This is a genomic window from Acinetobacter sp. HR7, from assembly GCF_000773685.1.
Classification (GTDB): Bacteria; Pseudomonadota; Gammaproteobacteria; order Pseudomonadales; family Moraxellaceae; genus Acinetobacter; species Acinetobacter thermotolerans.
Map to the genome: position 1 here is coordinate 40,359 of NZ_JPQO01000191.1, position 20,105 is coordinate 60,463.

Here is a 20,105-nt window from a genome sequence, read left to right on the forward strand (position 1 = left end):
CCCGAATTTAAACAATAATAAAAGGTTATATGTCGCAGCGATCTTCTTATTCAGAGCTGAATCAGTATCTGCTCGGTACCTGGTATGCGGCATATCGGCTGATCATCAGCACCGGCCTGCTGCTGATTTTTCTGCTGACCTATCCGGAATATAATAGCGAACTGGCCCACCCTCAGCTCTATCATTATGTGCTGAGTAGCTTTATTGCGATTTCACTGGGGCAGCTATTTCTACTGAAATATGTGAATAAATTTATTCACAAACAGCTGACTGCGATTTTTATTGTCGATGTCTGTGCCTTAAGTCTGCTGACCCTGGCGACCAGCGGAGCCAATCTGCATCTCAGTATGCTGTTTGTCATCACCATCTTTGCTGCATCTATTCTACTCAATGCACAAAAGGCACTGGTGATTACCCTGATTGCGGTAATCAGTGTCACCTATCAGCATTTTATCGTCAGTATCTTTACCCTGTCCTCACTCGGCAATATTGGCAACAGTGCCATCTTGGCTTTCCTGTTCTGTGTGGTTTACGGCATCGGACAGATTGCGGTACGGCGTTTCCAGATTCTGGAAAACCTGAATTTCTCCCAGTCTATGGAACTGTACCGGCTGCAGAATATTAACCGCTATATTCTGGAACAGATTGATACTGGCTATCTGGTGCTGGATGAAAACTGCCATGTGGTGCTGAGTAATCCAGCTGCCTGTCATCTGTTGGGAATTGAACACACCTACTCTTTTGACAAGTTTCCCCTGTACCAGTTCCAGCCGTATCTGTTTGAACTGATCCGCTTTGAGAATCTGGAAAATGGTGAACGTTTCCAGTTTGAATCACAGCAGAGCCGTTTTAATATCCATGTGCAGGTGCAGAAACTAATTGTGCCTCACCAAACCTTAATGCTTCTAGTATTGCAGGATGCACGAAAAATCAATCAAGAGGTGCAGCAGCTTAAACTCGCAGCATTGGGTCAACTTTCTGCCAGTATCGCCCATGAAATCCGTAATCCACTAGCCGCCATTGTCCAAGCCAATGACCTGCTGCCCGGTTCTGAACAGGAACAGCAGGAGGTCCTGCACAGCATGATTAGCAAACAGGCCACCCGGATTAACCGGATTATTGAAGACACGCTGAATATGGTGAAAAATAAAGAAACTCGCCCGGTACCGATTCAGCTGAATGAATTTATTCCGCAATGCCTACATGAGGATCTGGCTGATATTGCGGATCACATTAAATTCAATATCGACATGCGTCTGGATATCCAGTTTGATGAAGCCCAGCTGCGACAGGTGCTGATCAATCTGTTACGCAATGCAGTACGGCATAATGACCCGACTGTAGGACCAGTTGAGTTAAAGGTACATCCTTATGAGCATAAGGTCTGGATTGATGTACGAGATTTTGGCGATGGCGTGACGCCAGCCGATCAAAGCTTATTATTTAAACCGTTTTTCAGTAACTCGATTAATGGCACAGGACTCGGGCTCTATCTCTCCCATAGTTTCTGTGAAGCCAATCAGGCACAATTGAATTATATACAACAAGAACAGGGTGCTTGCTTCAGGATCAGCTGCCAGCGCATTACTGTTTAATTTTTGAAATTTAAGGGGAAAATTGTGGAACAACAACCACTGGTACTTTTGGTCGATGACGAAGAAGATCTGTGTACCTTGATGCAGATGTCACTGATGCGTATGGGGATACGCACGCACATCGCACATCGCCTTGAGGATGCCAAAAGACGCTTGACCGATCATCAGTATGATGCCTGTCTGACCGACCTAAACTTACCGGATGGCAATGGATTGCAATTGCTGGATTTTATCAGTGAACATTACCCTTCCCTGCCGGTTGCCGTCTTAACTGCCTATGGCAATATGGATATTGCTATTGCTGCTCTGAAAGCCGGGGCTTTTGACTTTGTCAGCAAGCCGATCAATCAAAAACATCTGGAACAATTAATCCAGAAAGCACTGAATAAACCGGCCAATTATGCTTCCAATCAGGAAGACACGCTTGAATACAAGATGCTGATCGGCCAGTCCAAACCGATTCAGCAACTGCGTGCGACTTTACGCAAAATCGCCCGTTCTCAGGCACCCGTATTTATCACTGGTGAGTCAGGAACCGGTAAAGAAGTCGTTGCCAATCTGGTACATCGACTCAGTAACCGTAGTGAAGGTCCATTTATCGCGATTAACTGTGGTGCGATTCCTACCGAGCTGATGGAAAGCGAGCTGTTCGGGCATAAGAAAGGTAGCTTTACTGGCGCGACTCAGGACAAACAGGGCCTGATCCAGTCTGCACATGGTGGCAGTTTATTCTTAGATGAAATTGCCGAACTACCGCTGAGTATGCAGGTCAAACTATTGCGTGCAGTACAGGAAAAACGTATTCGCCCGCTCGGTTCAGATACCGAAATTGATGTGGATTTCCGCGTGATCAGTGCCAGCCATCAGGACTTAGAAGCACTGGTACAACAGGGTAAATTCCGTCAGGATTTGTTCTTCCGGATTCATGTCATGGATCTGGTGCTGCCGCCATTGCGTGAACGCGGCAATGATATTCTTCTGCTGGCGGAACACTTTATCCAGAAAATCTGCCAGGAATGGCAAATTCCAGCCAAGCGTCTGACTGAACGCAGTAAAGAATTATTACTAACCCAATATTACCCGGGCAATGTGCGGGAACTGCGCAATATTATCGAACGCGCCATTACCCTGAGCGATGAAGACATTATCGATATTCAGCACCTGCAAACGGCGCCATTACGGCAAAGTTTTGTCACTCCTGAAAATACTCTAGCCTCTACGTCTGAATCGAACAGCAATACTCACAACGGTTCTGATGCTTTTATCGTTCCAAAAAAACTTCCAGAAGAAGGACTGGAACTATATATGGAGAAAATCGAAAAGGAAATCCTGCTGAATGCGCTGAACCTGACCCACTGGAACCGGACGCTGGCAGCGAAAAAACTCGGTATGTCCTTCCGTTCGCTACGTTATCGTTTGAAAAAGTTTGGATTAGACACTGAGGAAGAATAATCAGCCTATTTCTGCTGAAGCAGCAACTCGGTGACATGATCCACATAGCTGTCTTCTTTCATTTCCAGCGTTAAAGGATAGCTTAAATGGGGTTGTACGCCCAAGCCCTCAATACTTTGCCCATTCGGGGTAAAGTATTGTGATACCGTCATCTGCAGAGCTGCACCATTACTCAGTGGAAAAAGCTTCTGCACCACACCTTTACCATAGCTTTTCTCACCGACTACCCAGGCACGTTTATGCTCTTTTAGCGCTGCGGTAAAGACCTCTGCTGCGGAAGCAGAACGGTGATTGATCAGAATACCCACCTTTAGATTCTGAAATTCAAAGCCCGGTAGTGCCTGAAACTGCTGATCGCCTTCAGCTCGGCTCTTGGTGGAAACAATAATGCCTTGGTTTAAAAACAGGTCTGCAGATTCAACCGCAGCAGACAGCAAGCCCCCTGGATTATTACGCAGGTCAAACAAGACTGCCTTTAAACGCGAACCGGCATAACTGTCAATAATCCGTTTGATTTCATTGGCCGTATCTTGCTGAAACACCTTGACCTGAATCACCAGCACTTGATTATGATGCAGCTGAGATTTGATTTCAGTTTCAACTTTAGTGTTACGAACCAGATTAAATACCTGACTTTGCGGAGATAACTGTAAGCTTAGGGTTGAACCGATCGCACCATTCAATAGCTGACGTACCTGCTCATGATTCAGTGAACTCAGTTCCTGATCATCAATTTTATATACGGTCACGCCATTACGTAGACCCTGACGGGCAGAATCAGCCTCTTCATTCAATTCCTGAATCACCCATTGCTTGAGCTGTGGGTTATATTTCAGGTCAAAGTCGATGCTGGCCAGCTCACCTTCGGTATATTGGCGTAGTTGTTTAAAATCTTCAGGAGAAAGATAGCGGGAATAGCGGTCTAAACCGCCAACCAGGCCTTTAATCGCCTGCTGAAATAGTGCATCGTCATTCTTGTCTTCAATATAATTATCTTTGACGATGCCATAAATCTGCACGAATTCCTGAATCGAAGACACCGGAATTTCGTTATAGGTTTGCTGATCTACGACCATATCATCATCGAATGCCAGATCCGCCGACCTGGCACTCCATGCCGAATGGCTCAAACACATTAATAAGCTCGCGATTAGTACAGACTTCCGCTGTGATCTTGCCATTCTTTATCCTTAAATTTTAATTAAGCTTTTAGCTCGATCAGGTTACGACCTTTCATTTCTGCAGGAATTGGCAGATTCATCAGACTCAGCAAGGTTGGCGCAACATCCGCCAGTACACCACCTTCTGCAATCGTTGCTGAAGTTGGACCGACATAGATGAACGGTACCAGTTCAGTCGTATGCTGGGTATGCACCTGTCCACTTTCATAATCCTGCATCTGCTCCACATTACCATGGTCCGCAGTAATCAGCATATGGCCTTTTTTCGCCATCACAGCTTCATAAACACGGCCTAAGCAGGTATCTACCGCTTCAACGGCTTTGACTGCTGCGTCGAATACACCGGTATGCCCGACCATGTCACCATTGGCATAGTTCACAACTAATAGATCAAACTCACCAGAATTGATCGCAGCGACCAGCTCATCCGTCACTTCATAAGCACTCATTTCCGGTTTCAGGTCATAAGTTGCCACATTTGGTGATGGAATCAGGATACGTTTTTCACCTGGATACTCTTCTTCACGGCCGCCGCTAAAGAAGAACGTTACATGTGCATATTTCTCGGTTTCTGCAATACGCAACTGGGTTTTACCCAAGTTAGACAGATATTCGCCGATTGAGTTCACCAGTGCTTCTGGCATATAGGCTACTGGCGCAACAATGGTTGCCTGATAACGGGTCAGCATCACGAATTTTGACAGGTTTGGCACCACTTTACGTTCAAAACTAGCAAAGTCTTTTTCAACGAATGCACGAGTCAATTCACGAGCACGATCCGCACGGAAGTTCATGAATACGACACTGTCGCCATCCTGAACCGCTGCCACATCACCAATTCGAGTCGCCTTGACGAATTCATCAGACTCATCCGCCGCATAAGCCTCTTCCAGACCTTCTACTGCAGTTACTGCAGTACGTACTGCTTCACCTTCAGTCAACAGACGGTAAGCTTGTTCAACACGATCCCAACGGTTGTCACGATCCATGGCAAAGTAACGACCGATCATCGTTGCGATACGGCCTTGACCTGGATATTGAGCAAATACTGCATCCAGTTTTTCCAGTGAAGGCTGTGCACTGCGTGGTGGTGTATCACGACCATCCAGGAAAGCATGCAGATACACTTTGGCACCGCGTTTCAGTGCCAGTTCCGCCATTGCTACGATATGATCTTCGTGAGAGTGCACACCACCTTCTGACAGCAGACCCATGATGTGGACTGCACCATTCGCAGCTTTGGCTTTTTCAACAGCATCAACTAAAACTTCATGCTCAAAGAAAGCACCTGTACGGATATCTTTAGTAATACGGGTGAAATCTTGGTACAGAACACGGCCGGCACCTAAGTTCATGTGCCCCACTTCAGAGTTCCCCATCTGACCATCAGGCAGACCGACATCTTCGCCAGAACCTGAGATCAGACCATGCGGATGCTTCTCCTGCATAGCAGTTAAATTAGGTCGTTTAGCCGCTAGAAACGCATTGTCCTCGACCGCTTCGCGATGACCCACACCATCCATAATTACCAATACGTGAGGGATTTTGCCAGCAGTTGCATCCGTCATAATGAATACTCTTGTTCGTTTACGAATTAATCAGGTTATTTTACCGAATTTTGCAGCGAGAGGCCATGATCAGACTATGGCTTAAGCCTTTCACTGCGATTGATTTCTTCCATATTCTGCTATTTAGCGTGCCCGCTGCAGCAAGTAGCCACCAATAGCAAACATGATGATGATTGGAATGAATACAAACCATGCTGGAGATGGTGCATAGACCAGACTCGCGTAACCGAGGAAGTCCTGCAGGTAGAAGAAACCCAGACCTGTAAATAATGCAATCACCAGACGGAAGCCCATGGATTGCTGACGCAGCGGTCCAAAGATAAATGAGCAGGCGATCACCACTAAGGCAATCAGGGCAAATGGTGAGCCGACTTTCTGCCAGAAGGCCAGTTCATAGGTTTTCGGTACCTGGCTATATTCATGCATATAGCTCATGAAGCTGACCAGCTGGCTTGGTGACAGGTCTTCCGGGTCGATGGTCACCATATGCACATATTTCGGTTGTAGGGCTAAAGCGAGTGGCTGCTGAGGATGTGTTGCAAATGTGGCATTACCATTTTGCAGAATATTCACTTCCTGAGTCTTTTGCAGTTGCCACGCGCCATCTTTGACAAAATCACCCTGCTCGGCTTTTAAGGTACCACGCAGACGGTAATTATCATCAAAATCCAGCATCTGCACGTGCTTTAACTCACCTTTGGAGTTGGCATAGTCAATGTAGATAAAGCGCTGACCTTCACGGGTCCAGTAGCCTTTCACTTCACCAATTTTCACCGGCTTGTTATAGCTTTTTACCGCTTTGGCCTGCTCATTAGTATATGGAATCACCCATTCACTTAAAGCAAAAGACAGAATCACCAATAACAATGCCGAACGGATCACCCAGCCCACGATACGCCACAAGCTGACCCCAACTGAACGCATCACGATCAATTCACTGTTAGAAGCCAGCGTACCCAAACCAAGTACTGCTCCAATCAGGGCCGAGATCGGCAGGATTTCATAAAGATAATTCGGTGCGCCCCAGAGCACATATTTCAAGGCATCCCAGGCACCATAACCTTCTTTCAATGACCCCAGTTCACCCAAGTAAGTGAATAAAACTTGCAAGCCCGACAAAACTGCAGTTGCACCGAGCATGGCGAGTGCTGTAGTACCGGTCACATGTTTTGCAATAATACGACGTGCCAGCATGATTAAGACCTCACTCGTTGAATCTGTTTCTTGATTTTCGGTGCCAGGTTCTGTTTACGGGCGAACAGCGCTGCGGCAATCCCATAGAAAATCAGTACGATTGGATATACCCAGATTTCCATTTCACCTTTACTGATCCGAGTTTTCACTGCCATTAACGCGACAATAAGGCTGGCAAAAATCAGTAAGGCCGGGAACAGTTTTAAATAACGTCCCTGACGCGGACTCACTTCAGACAAGGCATTCGCCAGCATCAAAGCCACTACAATGGCAAAGGGTACAAATGTCCGCCAACCCAGTTCACTCGCGACGACTGGATCATTACGGTTATCCCAAAGCTGGGAGGTTGGCAAGGCTTCCACTTCAGTGCTAGCGAATTTGGCTTCACTATCATTTTCTAGACGCAGACGGTAAGTTTCAAATTCAGCCTGAGTATATTTTGGCGTACCGGCAAAGATTTCATAGCGGCGACCATTCACCAAATCTACCACATTGGCTGCATCACCTTTGACTTCGACTCGAGTTGCTTCCTGCGCCAGAATTATCACATCTGGCTTACCATCTTTTTCAGCGCGCTGGTAGAAGAAGATATCTTTTAGATTTTTGCGGTCTTCTGATAAATCCCCGGCATAAATGGTATAAGGTCCAGAAGAGATAAATTCCTTCGGTCTTACTAAGTCAAAACCGGTCCGGACAGCCTGTTCATTGGTTAGGGCCTCAAACTGGCGGATCCCCCACGGCGATGCCCAGAGCATCAGGAAAGCCTGAACTGCCAGAAATACCACAGTCATTGGAATTAGCAAACGCGCTAGCTGGTTACGGCTCACGCCACTGCCATTTAAGACAGCCATTTCATGATCGACATACAGCCGGCCAAAGACCAGCATTAACCCGATAAAGAACCCAAGTGGTAAAATTAAGGTCAGGAACTCAGGCAAACGGTAGCCGATAATACTAAACAGGATGCTAGCATCCAGACGTCCTTGCGCTGCCACCCCAAAGTACTTGATCAGTCGACCACCCATCATGATCAAGGTCAATAAGGCAATCACAACCAAGGATGTCGATACAACTTGCTTGACCAGATAACGCCGAATAATCAAATTAAATCTTCCAGAATATAGGGTAAAAAACTTGTCATAGTTTACCCGAATGTTAAGCTTAAAAATATAAACCCGATACTTGAGTTGAACATTGAAACTCTGTTCATCACATGGTTTCAATGGTTTAATGGTTGCAAATTTTATAAGGCTTGAATAACCGCATATGAAACTGACAATTAATACGTCATTCCAAGAGAATGCATCCAGCCAATATTTAGTCGTCTTGGTTGAATCTGAGCAATTACAAGCTGCAGCAAGCACTTACCAGATCGACAAGCTTACCGATATCGCCAATGCCACTCAGTTTAAAGCTGGCTTTAATGAATCCCTGTCACTGGTGGGCACGGTTCCAAATATTACCAATGCTGGTCTGGTAGGCCTTGGCAAACTTGAAGAACTGCAACCTGGCAAGCTGGCAAAAATCGCACAGACGATTGTGAAAGCTGCACAGAAAAAGTTCCAGCAAATCAGTGTCGACATTTCTGCCCTGCCAGCACAACTGCATAATATTTTTGCTCTGCAGCTGACCCAGGTGGCTTATGCTTTTGATGAGTACAAATCCAAGAAAAATGAATTTGTCCTAGAACAGATTAACCTGATCGCAAATGAAAGCCCTGTAACTGCAGAGCAATTACAACTGATTCAGGCAGTGCAAACTGGGCAAAACCTAGCACGCGACCTCGGTAACCGTCCAGGCAATATTTGTTTCCCTGAGTATCTGGCCGAACAGGCACTGGCTTTAGCGGCTGAATATCCAGAACTTTTAAAAGTCACCGTGCTGGATGAGCAGCAAATAGCCGATCTGGGCATGCACTCATTCCTAGCTGTCAGTAAAGGTTCAGACCGTCCGGGTCGTATCATTACTATCGAATACCGTGCAGAACGCAGTGAAGCACCTGTGGTATTCGTTGGTAAAGGCATTACTTTTGATACGGGCGGCATTTCCCTGAAACCAGGTGCAGGCATGGACGAAATGAAATTCGACATGTGCGGTGCAGCCTCTGTTTTAGGTACCATGCGTGCGCTGTGTGAATCTGGCCTGGATATTCATGTAGTTGGTACTATCGCGACTGCGGAAAACATGCCATCTGGCAAGGCAACCCGTCCAGGTGACATCGTCACCACCATGAGCGGTCAAACTGTCGAAATCCTAAATACCGATGCAGAAGGTCGGCTGGTACTCTGTGATGCCCTGACCTATGTAAAACGCTTTAACCCTGCACTAGTCATCGATATCGCGACATTAACCGGTGCCTGCGTGGTCGCATTAGGTTCAGTTCTGACTGGTATGTTTACTCCGGATGATGAACTGGCAGCAGAGCTTGAAGCGGCTGGTCAAACTGCATTTGACCGTGTATGGCGTATGCCTGTTCTTGATGATTATCAGGAACAGCTGGATTCTCCATTTGCGGATATCGCTAACATTGGTGGTCCGAAAGCAGGCTCAGTGACTGCGGCCTGCTTCCTGCAACGTTTTACCCGCGACTACCGTTGGGCACATCTAGACATTGCCGGTACTGCATGGAATTCTGGCAACAATAAAGGTGCCACTGGTCGTCCGGTGCCATTATTGATGCAATTCCTGGCGAACCGTGTTCAAAAGCATGGCTAAAGTCAGCTTTTATCTGTTTGAAAAAAGCCCTGAACGGCAGGTGGAAAGTACCTGCCGTTTATGTCGTAAGATTCTGCGTCAGCCGGAACGGATCTGGTTGCTCTGTGCTGATAAAGACTTGCAGCATGAGCTGGATGAACGCCTCTGGACTTTCGATGCCACTGGTTTCATTCCACATGGCATTGACCAGCCACAGGCCAACGTCTGTATTTCTGCACAGTTGCCAGAACAGGCTGACTGGATTATCTTTAATTTTAATGCCGGAGCACTTGAACCTTACACAAAATTTAGTCACATTATCGAGATTATTGAAAACAATGAAGCGGCCAAGCAGATCGGTCGTGAAAAGTTCAAGCAATACCGCCGACTGGGTATTGAACCGCAAACCTATAAACTTTAATTTTCATCCCACATCATAAGGAGATGCCCGTGGCATTAAATGTTGGTCCCGATTTTAAACAGCGCTGGTTAAATGTGCCTGAAGCTGTACGTCAGACCTTTATTGATGATCTCGCGCGCATCTGCGATGTACTGAAACCGGAAACTTCCCTGCAAGAATGGCTGGTCCGCGACCAGCAGATGCAGAAGGAATCTGAACTTAAAATCGAAGAGGCCTATGCACAGCGTAAGGCCGAACTGATTGAAGAAGCCCGTATTCGCAAGCAGCAAGCATTGGAAAAAGCCTTGGCCGACAAGCGCGCTGAAGAACTGGCCTATATCGAGCAGATGAAGCTGGATGAAGAGCGCCGCTATGCAGAGCAGACTCGTATGCTGGAGTTGCTACGTGACAGCCTGAATGCTGAAGTACAAAATTATGCTGCACGTTTCGAGCAGAATCCTCTCATCAATGCTACCCAGATCAAGATTGAAGACAGCGAAATTTTGTCCGAGCTGGAAAGCACGCGTTTACGTCTAGAACTCGAAGCTGAAACGGCGATTGAAGAAACGCTGGTACAGTTACGTAACCGTCTGCGTGCTGCGGCCCGCGAAGAAATTGATTACATTTTGCAGAAACGCAAAGCTGCTGAAGAATAAATAAAAAAAAGCCCACAGATGTGGGCTTTAATTTTTTTGAATCTTTGAAAATTTCTAGAAAAAATCAGCAATCATAAAGGCTGCATTTCCCGCCATATACCCCACCCCAAGCAAGGTGCTGATCCAGAGCAGACCACCGGCAATGTTATACAGGGTAAAGGTAGTAAATTTCATATGGCCTGAACCGGCAGCAAACGGCCCAAAGGAGCGTACAAAAGGAATAAAACGCGCAATCAGAATGGTCTTGCCGCCATGCTTCATAAAATAATGGTTGGTCTTGCTAATATATTCTGGTTTGAAATAACGTGAATGCTCATTAAAGTATTTCAGACCAAGGATCCTGCCCGTGTAGTAGTTCACAGTATAGCCCAGCACTGCAGCGACAAAAAGCAAAAGCCCCATGGAATGCAAAGTCACTAAATCTGTAGTGGAACAGAGTGCGCCAATAGCAATCAGCAGGCTATCCCCTGGTAGAAAAAAGCAAAATACTGATCCCGTTTCTGCAAAAATCACCAGGAAAAGAATGGCATAAATCCACACCCCATACTGCTCCAGCATGAGCGGTAAAGACTGTTCCAGGTTAAGTAAGAAATCGAGCATTCGACCTGTCCGCAAGGGTTAAAATCGTAAAATGAAGCATGGATTATCTCCAAAAATAAAAAAACAGTCTAATTTTTCAATTAGACTGTTTAGTCTTTCGGCATTCTGACTATTTCAAAAAGCCATTTTCCGCCAGAAAATCCAGACTGATTTTCGACTCAGGTGCAGTTTCTGCTGCCTTGTCACCCAGCAATAAACGCTCGATATAACGAGCCAGCACATCCACTTCCAGATTGACTTTAGTACCGACTTTCCAGGTACCAATATTGGTCCGTTCTGCGGTATGTGGAATCAGGTTCAGACTAATAATATTGCCACGCAGATGGTTGATGGTCAGGCTGATCCCATCCACTGTCACCGAGCCTTTCTCGGCCAGATATTTGGCAATTTCCTTTGGAGCTGTCACTTCAAAATACAGGGAACGGGCATCAGAACGCACTACGGTGATTTCACCGACCGCATCCACATGTCCCGCCACAATATGCCCGCCAAAACGTGTAGTTGGCAACATGGCTTTTTCTACGTTTACAGGTTGGCCGACTTTCCAGCTACCAAGCGTGGTACGGTTCAGGCTTTCACGCGATACATCTGCTGCATACCAGTTCGTACCCCAGTCAATTACGGTCAGGCAGATGCCATTGGTCGCGATCGAGTCGCCCAGATGCACATCAGACATATCCAGATCGGTCTGAATACGCAGGCGCACATCACCACCGATATTCTGCAGACTTTCGACCTTGCCGAGGCTTTCAATAATACCTGTAAACATTTTATATTCCTTTTGAAATGCCTTACCACAAGGCCAGCTGTGTACTCACACCTGTGGTATCCACACCACCGAGCTCTGCATAATGATGCAGTTGGCCTAATAACTGACGGATTGGCGGCCCAGACTTAGCATGCGTATCGGTAATCACAATAAATTCAAGTACGCGTGCGCGTTCAGACTGGCGCTGCTTACTGACCCGGTAACGCGGCACATCCTGAGTGAGCAAGGTAACACGACCACGTTTCAGATTGGCCTGTAGCAGATCCGTCGCACTGATATTACCATCGGTCGAATAACTGGTCAGGATAAAGCGTGCATTGATGGTTGCCAACAGGTTTTCGTAAGCTTCCTTGGCATGCTTAGACGAATTGTACGGGCTTGGGCGCTCTTTACGCCATGCACGGTCAATCCCGCTCTTAAAGCCTTTAGTATCCGGGCTTGGCAGATCCACCTGATCCCATAAAGTTAAAGCATTCAACACATGATAGTTACTGCTATAAGCATGCTGGTTATACGGTGGATCCAGATAAGCTACATCAACTTCAAAGCTGCTCATCTGATTAGCCAGATGCTGGGCATCAACACACCACATTTCTGCCGCCGGACCTTTCAGGTTTGGGTTTTCACAGAAACGGCTTGGCGTTAACCACAGCAATGATTCAATACGTTCTAAGGCGGTCTGGGTTTTACCGCCCCAGCCATGGTGAAAACTTTTAAATACGCCGGAAGTATTGCTGACAAAACTGGCAGAGTATAAAAGTGGTGCTAATAAAGCACTCATTTCTACATCATCAATCGCACCCTGCGCCTGCCAGGTCGCAATCTGCTGACGGATGGCATCAATACGCATACCATTACGACGTTTAAAGAATAAACGGTCACGGCTTGGGTCATAGACTTCGTCATTTCTTGGACACAGATTATGCGTCACCCAGCCTTTTACTTCCGGCAGACGGTTTAAGTAATCAATGGCCTTTTGATAGCCGCCAAGCTCTTTAAATGCCGGTGCGTCAGTACAAGATAGAATTGCATGGTTCAACGCATGGCTATAAGGTTCCCAGTCATTGGCAATCACACGATAGCCATTTTGACGTGCTAAACGCGACACCACACCAGAACCAGCAAAGAAATCGGCAAAAATCGGCGCACGGCCATCCGTACGGTTTAAGGTTCCCGTGCTCTCAAGTGCTTCTAGAATTAAATGTAGTAAACGGCGCTTGTTCCCGAGGTATGGAACCAGCTGATGGAACAGATATTCATCTGTGGTACGCGCCGCATGGCGACGTTTGTGATAAACCGTAGACTCTGAATTCATAGTGTCTCTTGAGAAGGAATTAACCTGAAGCGCACGTCATCACCTATGCGGGTGACATCCTGCAGCTTGAATCGAAGTTGTTCTGCCATTCGGCTAAATTCTGCATTAAACATACTACGCGCAGTTCGCCCCAATAAGGTCGGTGCAACATAACTGATGAGTTCATCCACCAGTCCTGCCGATAAAAATGCGGTAGACAAGGTCGCCCCTGCTTCTACCAGCACATCATAAATCTGATATTGCTGAACCAGTTGCTGTAATAACTCTTTTAAAGGCTGAATTTCCAGTTGGGTCACACCCAGATCGGCAAGTTCCTGACGATAAGGCCCCATGACCATCACGGTTTCTGGCTGTTCCAGAATTTTGGCATTCAGTGACAAACGTCCTTGGCGATCCAGTATCACCCGTTTGGGTTGAACCACAGTATTGATGTCATCTACACCATTCAGGCTACGCACATTGAGCTGACAGTCATCCGCCAATATCGTATCGATCCCGCTAATCACCGCACCAGAAATCGCCCGCCAGTGCTGTACATCCTGACGTGCTTCAGGCCCAGTAATCCATTTCGACTCACCGGATGCCATGGCAGTACGACCATCCAGACTTGATGCAATTTTCAGCCGAACATAAGGCATACCAGTCGCCATCGCTTTTAGAAAGCCATAATTCAATGGATGAGCTTCATCTTCACAGATACCGACTTCAACTTCGATGCCAGCATCTTTCAGGATCTGTATACCCTTGCCAGCGACCAATGGATTTGGATCAGGACAGGCGACTATCACTTTAGCCACCCCTGCTTCAACCAAACCTTTGGCACAAGGGGGTGTACGGCCATAATGCGCGCATGGTTCCAGGGTCACATAAGCGGTCGCCCCACGTGCCTGTTTACCCGCCTGACGCATGGCAAAAACTTCCGCATGCGGCTGACCCGCTTTGGGGTGAAAACCTTCACCCACGACTACGCCATCTTTGACAATGACACAGCCGACATTCGGATTCGGTTTAGTGGAATACTGTCCCTGACGTGCCAGTTCGATGGCACGGCGCATCCAGACTTGATCTTGATTGAGTTCAGACATGCTTATTCTTGAAATTCGCCACGTTGCTGCATCTGTTCAATCTGACGACGAAAAGCCTCGACATCCTGAAAATCCTGATAGACCGAAGCAAAACGGACATAAGCGACATGATCAAGTGCAAATAGAGATTGCATGACAATTTCACCAATGGTACGTGATTTCACATCACGCTCACCCAGACGGCGAATCTGCAACTGGATATCACTCAGCACCGTTTCAATCTGTTCCTGCGTCACAGGACGTTTCTGCAAGGCATGCATCAGGGAACGGCGTAATTTGGCTTCATCAAAGGGTTCATTCTTGCCATCAGATTTGATGACACGCGGCATCACCACTTCATAACTTTCAAAGGTGGTAAAGCGTTCATTACAACTGACGCATTCACGACGGCGGCGAATCTGGCAACCTTCAGCGGCCAGGCGTGAATCGATCACTTTACTGTCTGGTGTATTGCAAAATGGGCAATGCATAGCGGTTTAATTGAACAAATCCTGATGATTTCCGAGTGTAGCAAAAAATGTGAACTTTGTAGAGTTTTACGCAATATATAGAAAAAAAACAGCCCTGACGGGCTGTTTTGCACTATATATTGATTATTGTTGTAGCAGATTATTCTACGCGTTCGCCGTGTTGGCTCAGGTCCAGACCCATGCGTTCATCGTCAGAAGAAACACGGATACCGATGATTACGTCGATCACTTTCAGGATTACGAAAGTCAATACTGCAGAGTAAGCGATGGTTGCCAGTACACCTTCTACTTGTACCCAAAGTTGATGCATCAGGTCAGTTGGAGCTGAGTCACCCATGATGAATTCACTTGCGAAGAAGGCAGTCAGGATCGCACCTACGATACCACCAACACCGTGCAGACCAAATGCATCCAGCGAATCGTCGGCTTTCAGCGCACGTTTCAGCGCAGTAATACCCCAGAAACATACCACACCACCGATCAGCCCCATTGCCAGCGCACCACCGACAGTCACGAAACCAGCAGCTGGAGTAATCACGACCAGACCTGCAACTGCACCAGAAGCGCCACCTAATACAGATGCCTTACCACGTGCAATTTTTTCAGTAATTAACCAAGAGATTGCTGCTGCAGCTGCTGCCACTTGAGTTACAACCAGTGCATAACCTGCAGAACCATTCGCACCCAGCGCAGAACCACCGTTGAAGCCGAACCAACCTACCCACAGTAAGCTTGCACCGACGACTGTTAAAGTCAGGTTGTGAGGAGCCATAGATTCACGGCCAAGACCCATACGAGAACCAAGCATGTAAGCAGCAACCAGACCAGCCACACCTGAGTTGATGTGAACCACTGTACCACCAGCGAAGTCAAGCGCACCGTCGTTGCCTAACCAGCCGCCGCCCCATACCCAGTGTGTAATTGGCGCATACACCAGAATTACCCAAAGTGTAATGAATGCGACAAAGGCACCGAATTTCATACGTTCCGCAATTGAACCGCTAATGATGGCCACGGTAATAATCGCAAAAGTCATTTGGAAGATGACGAACAGGATTTCAGGAATCGTGCCGGATAGCGCTTCAGTAGTAATACCGGATAGCATGAATTTATCCAGGCCACCAATAAAGGCACTACCTTCACCAAACGCTAATGTATAACCGATCACCACCCAGGCAATACTCACCACTGCTGCTGCCACAAAGCTATGCGCCATGGTGCCCAATACGTTTTTCTTACGTACCATACCGCCATAGAACAGCGCTAAACCAGGAATGGTCATCAGTAAAACAAGTGCGGTAGACGTTAAAATCCAGGCTGTATCACCTGTATCTAAAGTAGGTTCTTCTTCTGCAGCAGGAGCCTCAGCTGGTGCTGGTTCTACTGTCTCTGCAGCAGTAGCAATATCTGTAGTTTCAGCTGCTTCGACAACAGCAACTTCTTCAGTAGGAGCGGCTGCTGATGCGGCTTCTTCAGCCCAGGCAACAGAACCGCCTAAAAGTGCGCTGGACAGACCCAACGCGAGTAATATTTTTTTCATTCGTATCCCCCAACCAAGTTTTTGTGAGTTATTCAGAACTCAGCAAACTTCGTGCCAAATTAGACAGCATCTGCGCCTGTTTCACCTGTACGAATACGGATGACTTGTTCCAGATTTGTTACGAAAATTTTTCCGTCACCGATTTTGCCTGTGCTTGCGACACGAGTAATTGATTCGATGACTGAATCAACCATTTCATCGCTGATCGCGATTTCAATTTTGACTTTAGGCAAGAAATCAACAACATATTCAGCACCACGATAAAGTTCAGTATGGCCTTTTTGACGACCAAAACCTTTAACTTCAGTTACAGTGATACCTTGAACGCCAATTTCAGACAATGCTTCACGAACATCATCCAACTTAAAAGGTTTTACAATTGCAGTTACGAGCTTCATGTTTGTTTTCCTTCGGCTTATTTCACCAGTAAGGTTTTATGTTCAAATTTCATGCCAAGATTTCTAAGGTCGGGGGAAATTAGAAAGCTCGACATGCGGTTTCCCTATTTTTTATTCTATACTTTTAAAGCTTTTGAATCTTCAAAATTTAGTCATTTTTATGTGGTCTTTTATGATAATCACTATCGATTAATCCCATATTTTGTCTGAAAAGCTATAGTCTTGAGTCCCGCAGTGTTAAACTGTCGGCACATTTCCATTGCTATGGACCACACAATGATTGAAACTTTATTACAAGCGATCTTGCAGCAAATCGAACAACCAAAAAAAGATCTGGAACATAATCTTCGTGCCCTGCTGAATGAAGCAGTCAGCAAAATAGATCTGGTATCTCGGGAAGAAATTGAACGTCAACGTACTGCCCTGAATCAGGCCAATCAGCGTTTAAATGAGCTGTTAAAACAGGTTGAAGCGCTTGAAGAGAAAATATTGAACAAAAAATAAGCACCAGCAGAGTGCAGAAAAGACAAATAACGAACAATAATAATGCACCAAAACGGAACAGTAAATGTCTTTCGCCAAAATTCATACCCGGGGTCTGCTTGGACTGCATGCCCCGCTGATTGAAGTTGAAGTCCATGTCAGTCAGGGCATGCCCTCTTTAACCATTGTCGGTCTGCCAGAAGCAGCGGTTCGGGAAAGTAAAGATCGAGTTCGCTCAGCGATTTTAAATAGTGGCTACCAGTTTCCAACCAAACGCCTGACTATCAATCTAGCGCCAGCCGATCTTCCTAAAGATGGATCCCGTCTGGACCTGCCAATTGCACTCGGCATATTGCTCGCCTCAGGACAGCTTCCAGAAAACTGTACCGATGGCATGGAATTTATTGGTGAGCTGGCCTTAGATGGTCAGCTTCGCCCAATCAGTGGCACCTTAAGCATTGCGATTACCTGTCAGCAGGTACAGCATGAATTGATCTTACCGAAGGAAAATGCGCAGGAAGCCTGCCAGTTACCAGATTTTAAGGTCTTTGCCGCCAGTCATTTAAAAGAAGTCTGTGATCATCTAGCTCAAACAGTTTCATTGCCACAGATTCATGCACAGCCTCAAACAGATCAACAGAAATATCCTTTAGATTTAGCGGATGTAAAGGGCCAACTCCGTCCAAGGCGCGCCTTAGAAATTGCTGCCGCGGGTGGACACTCTTTACTGTTTAGAGGACCTCCGGGTACAGGTAAAACCTTGTTGGCTTCACGTCTGCCAAGTATCTTACCGCCATTAAATACGCAAGAGAATTTGGAAGTTGCCAGCATCTATTCAATTGCTAATTGCAATCATCCATTTGGGCAGCGCCCCTTCCGTGCACCACACCATACGGCATCAGCAGTGGCTCTGGTTGGTGGAGGATCCCATCCTAAACCGGGTGAAATTACTTTGGCACATTTAGGGGTGCTTTTCCTCGATGAACTGCCTGAATTTGACCGAAAAGTACTAGAGGTCTTACGCCAACCACTCGAATCTAAAGAAATTGTGATTTCTCGTGCTTCACGGCAAATTACTTTCCCAGCCAATTTTCAGTTAATTGCAGCGATGAACCCCTGCCCTTGTGGCTATGCCTTTAATCAGGATATCCGCTGTCAATGCTCTCCAGAAATGATTAAACGTTATCAAAATCGAATTTCTGGCCCTTTATTAGATCGCATAGACTTGCATATTGATGTACCGCCTCTTCAGGCATATGAACTGCAGAATACCCAACCTGTTGAAGATTCGGCTACAGTTAGAAAACGTGTCATTGCCGCATATGAACTGCAAATGCAAAGACAGAATAATTTGAATATGAGCCTAAATCCTAAGCAATTAGAACAGTTTGCACCACTTAACGCACAAGCCAGCAAGATGTTTGAACTTGCCCAACAAAAGCTCAATCTCTCAGCACGTGCCTATCATCGGGTATTACGTGTGGCACGGACGATTGCCGATCTGGCAGCAAGTGAAGAAATTCAGACTCAGCATTTATCTGAAGCACTCTCTTACCGAGGACAACAAAGCTAAATCTATAAAATAAAAAAGGCGACATACGTCGCCTTTTTCTACTTTGTTAAAATTAGAAGTTATATGTTAAACCAAGTACAACTTTATTTTTTTGCTTAACATCATTACGATCATAACCACCAAAAATATAATTCACATTTGCAGTTACGCCTGTGTCAGCTAATGGTTTACTTAAGCCAATGTCAAAATGACGGAAACCAAAACTTTCAGTTGAATCTGGAATAAAATCTCCACTTTCTTCATAAATATACAAACCAAGCGCCGTATCTAAACTGAAGTCATTTGGCAGTGCATAGCTATATGTCCCTTTGATATAAGTATCACCAGCATTACCCCAAGCTGTATCTTCTAATAAGGTTTGTGCTGTTACTCCAAAATCTTTATAAGATAAACCTAGCATGGTTTCAAAACCATTTGCATCCTTTGTACCAATGTCATAGTAATAATAGTAGGTAAAGCCAACGGTATAACCTAGATCATCATTGATTGAGCCGTTATAACCTGCATAAAAGTCATTTTCAAACTCAGAGCCATTATCTGAACCATAATCTAATGTTGACCCCCACCAACCAGCATAGAAACCAGAAGCATGGTTATAGTCTAAACCACCATTAAGTGTTGCTCCTTTATTTTCAGGTGCACTCGTAATACCACGTAAGTTATAACTAGATAACACACCAATATTGCCTGAGAAACTATGCTCTGAAGTCGCTTCTTCTGCGAATGTCAAAGTAGATGCTGATGCGACTGCTGCTACAGCTAAAGCTTTTAAAGTGAATTTCATTATTCGATTCCCCCAACCGTCCGCAGACGTTTTTAGTTGTGTTTTAAACTCATGGGAAACTTTGCAATTGCTATGCCAATTTAAGAAAAAAAAGAATTCAACCAAATTTAGAAATCACTTACATTATTTTAACAAATTGTTTTTTATTATTTATTTTAATAAAGTACAGCTATAAAAATTACTATATGTGATAGAAATATCCAAAAAAGTGAAAAATAAAATATCGATGTGCTCTATAAAGGCTTATACATATTCATTTACAAGTTGCTACTTTTTAAGGCTATTTTTTATGCAATTTAATTTTTATGCATAAAAAAGGTGCACAATATTTATCCCTTTAGCCGTAAA

Annotated in this window: 19 protein-coding genes; 7 read left to right on the plus strand and 12 right to left on the minus strand. The window is 45.7% G+C overall.

Annotated elements, in window-relative coordinates; genetic code table 11:
• Window positions 1-29: 29 nt before the first annotated feature.
• Together GW12_RS11415 and GW12_RS11420 are read left to right on the plus strand one after the other, a co-directional pair.
• The gene (locus tag GW12_RS11415; RefSeq protein WP_034587573.1) at window positions 30-1,595 is read left to right on the plus strand and encodes an ATP-binding protein; all 1,566 of its coding nucleotides are present in this window, start codon (window positions 30-32) and stop codon (window positions 1,593-1,595) included.
• Between the two features lie 21 nt (window positions 1,596-1,616).
• Window positions 1,617-3,047 (plus strand): sigma-54 dependent transcriptional regulator, encoded by a 1,431-nt coding sequence (locus tag GW12_RS11420; RefSeq protein ID WP_161788389.1) that lies wholly within the window; start codon window positions 1,617-1,619, stop codon window positions 3,045-3,047.
• Window positions 3,048-3,052: 5 nt separating this feature from the next.
• On the opposite strand, the gene GW12_RS11425 is transcribed toward GW12_RS11420, so the two are convergent.
• The 4 genes from GW12_RS11425 to lptF form a co-directional block, all read right to left on the minus strand.
• Entirely contained in the window at window positions 3,053-4,228 is a 1,176-nt protein-coding gene (locus GW12_RS11425) for a S41 family peptidase (RefSeq protein WP_034587576.1), read from the minus strand.
• A 20-nt stretch (window positions 4,229-4,248) separates the two neighbouring features.
• Window positions 4,249-5,796 carry a 2,3-bisphosphoglycerate-independent phosphoglycerate mutase gene (gpmI, locus tag GW12_RS11430; RefSeq protein WP_034587578.1) on the minus strand — a complete coding sequence of 516 codons (1,548 nt, stop codon included), beginning with the start codon at window positions 5,794-5,796 and terminating at the stop codon, window positions 4,249-4,251.
• 123 nt (window positions 5,797-5,919) lie between these two features.
• Complete coding sequence (gene lptG / locus GW12_RS11435; protein WP_034587580.1) at window positions 5,920-6,990, minus strand: LPS export ABC transporter permease LptG; 1,071 nt, start codon at window positions 6,988-6,990, stop codon at window positions 5,920-5,922.
• A gap of 2 nt (window positions 6,991-6,992) precedes the next feature.
• Window positions 6,993-8,093, minus strand: a complete 1,101-nt coding sequence (gene lptF, locus GW12_RS11440; protein WP_034587582.1) for an LPS export ABC transporter permease LptF — start codon at window positions 8,091-8,093, stop codon at window positions 6,993-6,995.
• 163 nt (window positions 8,094-8,256) lie between these two features.
• On the opposite strand from lptF, the gene GW12_RS11445 reads away from it, so the two are divergent.
• From GW12_RS11445 to GW12_RS11455, 3 genes are read left to right on the plus strand one after another with little or no spacing between them, the layout of a single operon-like run.
• Window positions 8,257-9,705, plus strand: coding sequence for a leucyl aminopeptidase (locus GW12_RS11445; RefSeq protein ID WP_034587584.1), 1,449 nt, complete (start codon window positions 8,257-8,259; stop codon window positions 9,703-9,705).
• The gene (locus GW12_RS11450; protein ID WP_034587586.1) at window positions 9,698-10,105 is read left to right on the plus strand and encodes a DNA polymerase III subunit chi; all 408 of its coding nucleotides are present in this window, start codon (window positions 9,698-9,700) and stop codon (window positions 10,103-10,105) included. Before GW12_RS11445 ends, GW12_RS11450 begins: the two co-directional genes overlap by 8 nt.
• Window positions 10,106-10,134: 29 nt before the next feature.
• The gene (locus GW12_RS11455) at window positions 10,135-10,740 is read left to right on the plus strand and encodes a hypothetical protein (RefSeq protein ID WP_034587588.1); all 606 of its coding nucleotides are present in this window, start codon (window positions 10,135-10,137) and stop codon (window positions 10,738-10,740) included.
• A gap of 54 nt (window positions 10,741-10,794) precedes the next feature.
• On the opposite strand, the gene GW12_RS11460 is transcribed toward GW12_RS11455, so the two are convergent.
• From GW12_RS11460 to glnK, 7 genes are all read right to left on the minus strand, one after another.
• Window positions 10,795-11,340 carry a VTT domain-containing protein gene (locus GW12_RS11460; protein WP_034587590.1) on the minus strand — a complete coding sequence of 182 codons (546 nt, stop codon included), beginning with the start codon at window positions 11,338-11,340 and terminating at the stop codon, window positions 10,795-10,797.
• A 109-nt stretch (window positions 11,341-11,449) separates the two neighbouring features.
• Window positions 11,450-12,109 (minus strand): riboflavin synthase, encoded by a 660-nt coding sequence (locus GW12_RS11465; RefSeq protein WP_034587592.1) that lies wholly within the window; start codon window positions 12,107-12,109, stop codon window positions 11,450-11,452.
• A gap of 22 nt (window positions 12,110-12,131) precedes the next feature.
• Complete coding sequence (locus tag GW12_RS11470; protein WP_034587593.1) at window positions 12,132-13,424, minus strand: DNA adenine methylase; 1,293 nt, start codon at window positions 13,422-13,424, stop codon at window positions 12,132-12,134.
• Complete coding sequence (gene ribD, locus GW12_RS11475) at window positions 13,421-14,509, minus strand: bifunctional diaminohydroxyphosphoribosylaminopyrimidine deaminase/5-amino-6-(5-phosphoribosylamino)uracil reductase RibD (RefSeq protein WP_034587594.1); 1,089 nt, start codon at window positions 14,507-14,509, stop codon at window positions 13,421-13,423. The genes GW12_RS11470 and ribD overlap by 4 nt, the downstream gene beginning before the upstream one ends.
• A 2-nt stretch (window positions 14,510-14,511) precedes the next feature.
• Entirely contained in the window at window positions 14,512-14,979 is a 468-nt protein-coding gene (nrdR, locus tag GW12_RS11480; RefSeq protein ID WP_004787309.1) for a transcriptional regulator NrdR, read from the minus strand.
• A 139-nt stretch (window positions 14,980-15,118) separates the two neighbouring features.
• Complete coding sequence (locus tag GW12_RS11485) at window positions 15,119-16,519, minus strand: ammonium transporter (RefSeq protein ID WP_034587595.1); 1,401 nt, start codon at window positions 16,517-16,519, stop codon at window positions 15,119-15,121.
• A gap of 59 nt (window positions 16,520-16,578) precedes the next feature.
• Window positions 16,579-16,917, minus strand: a complete 339-nt coding sequence (gene glnK / locus GW12_RS11490) for a P-II family nitrogen regulator (RefSeq protein WP_004650081.1) — start codon at window positions 16,915-16,917, stop codon at window positions 16,579-16,581.
• Between the two features lie 276 nt (window positions 16,918-17,193).
• Here glnK and GW12_RS11495 point away from each other — a divergent pair, with 276 nt between their 5' ends.
• Together GW12_RS11495 and GW12_RS11500 are read left to right on the plus strand one after the other, a co-directional pair.
• The gene (locus GW12_RS11495; protein ID WP_034587597.1) at window positions 17,194-17,421 is read left to right on the plus strand and encodes an accessory factor UbiK family protein; all 228 of its coding nucleotides are present in this window, start codon (window positions 17,194-17,196) and stop codon (window positions 17,419-17,421) included.
• 64 nt (window positions 17,422-17,485) lie between these two features.
• The gene (locus GW12_RS11500; RefSeq protein WP_034587600.1) at window positions 17,486-18,973 is read left to right on the plus strand and encodes a YifB family Mg chelatase-like AAA ATPase; all 1,488 of its coding nucleotides are present in this window, start codon (window positions 17,486-17,488) and stop codon (window positions 18,971-18,973) included.
• 52 nt (window positions 18,974-19,025) lie between these two features.
• Here GW12_RS11500 and GW12_RS11505 read toward each other — a convergent pair whose 3' ends face one another.
• Complete coding sequence (locus GW12_RS11505; RefSeq protein WP_034587601.1) at window positions 19,026-19,757, minus strand: TorF family putative porin; 732 nt, start codon at window positions 19,755-19,757, stop codon at window positions 19,026-19,028.
• Window positions 19,758-20,105: the final 348 nt, after the last annotated feature.

Coding starts and splice junctions, on each gene's coding strand:
- GW12_RS11465 (WP_034587592.1), bottom strand. CDS start 12,109: ATGTTTACAGGTATTATTGAAAGCCTCGGCAAGGTCGAAAGTCTGCAG.
- GW12_RS11495 (WP_034587597.1), top strand. CDS start 17,194: ATGATTGAAACTTTATTACAAGCGATCTTGCAGCAAATCGAACAACCA.
- GW12_RS11450 (WP_034587586.1), top strand. CDS start 9,698: ATGGCTAAAGTCAGCTTTTATCTGTTTGAAAAAAGCCCTGAACGGCAG.
- GW12_RS11415 (WP_034587573.1), top strand. CDS start 30: ATGTCGCAGCGATCTTCTTATTCAGAGCTGAATCAGTATCTGCTCGGT.
- lptG (WP_034587580.1), bottom strand. CDS start 6,990: ATGCTGGCACGTCGTATTATTGCAAAACATGTGACCGGTACTACAGCA.
- glnK (WP_004650081.1), bottom strand. CDS start 16,917: ATGAAGCTCGTAACTGCAATTGTAAAACCTTTTAAGTTGGATGATGTT.
- ribD (WP_034587594.1), bottom strand. CDS start 14,509: ATGTCTGAACTCAATCAAGATCAAGTCTGGATGCGCCGTGCCATCGAA.
- GW12_RS11460 (WP_034587590.1), bottom strand. CDS start 11,340: ATGCTCGATTTCTTACTTAACCTGGAACAGTCTTTACCGCTCATGCTG.
- gpmI (WP_034587578.1), bottom strand. CDS start 5,796: ATGACGGATGCAACTGCTGGCAAAATCCCTCACGTATTGGTAATTATG.
- nrdR (WP_004787309.1), bottom strand. CDS start 14,979: ATGCATTGCCCATTTTGCAATACACCAGACAGTAAAGTGATCGATTCA.
- GW12_RS11470 (WP_034587593.1), bottom strand. CDS start 13,424: ATGAATTCAGAGTCTACGGTTTATCACAAACGTCGCCATGCGGCGCGT.
- GW12_RS11505 (WP_034587601.1), bottom strand. CDS start 19,757: ATGAAATTCACTTTAAAAGCTTTAGCTGTAGCAGCAGTCGCATCAGCA.
- GW12_RS11445 (WP_034587584.1), top strand. CDS start 8,257: ATGAAACTGACAATTAATACGTCATTCCAAGAGAATGCATCCAGCCAA.
- GW12_RS11485 (WP_034587595.1), bottom strand. CDS start 16,519: ATGAAAAAAATATTACTCGCGTTGGGTCTGTCCAGCGCACTTTTAGGC.
- GW12_RS11425 (WP_034587576.1), bottom strand. CDS start 4,228: ATGGCAAGATCACAGCGGAAGTCTGTACTAATCGCGAGCTTATTAATG.
- GW12_RS11500 (WP_034587600.1), top strand. CDS start 17,486: ATGTCTTTCGCCAAAATTCATACCCGGGGTCTGCTTGGACTGCATGCC.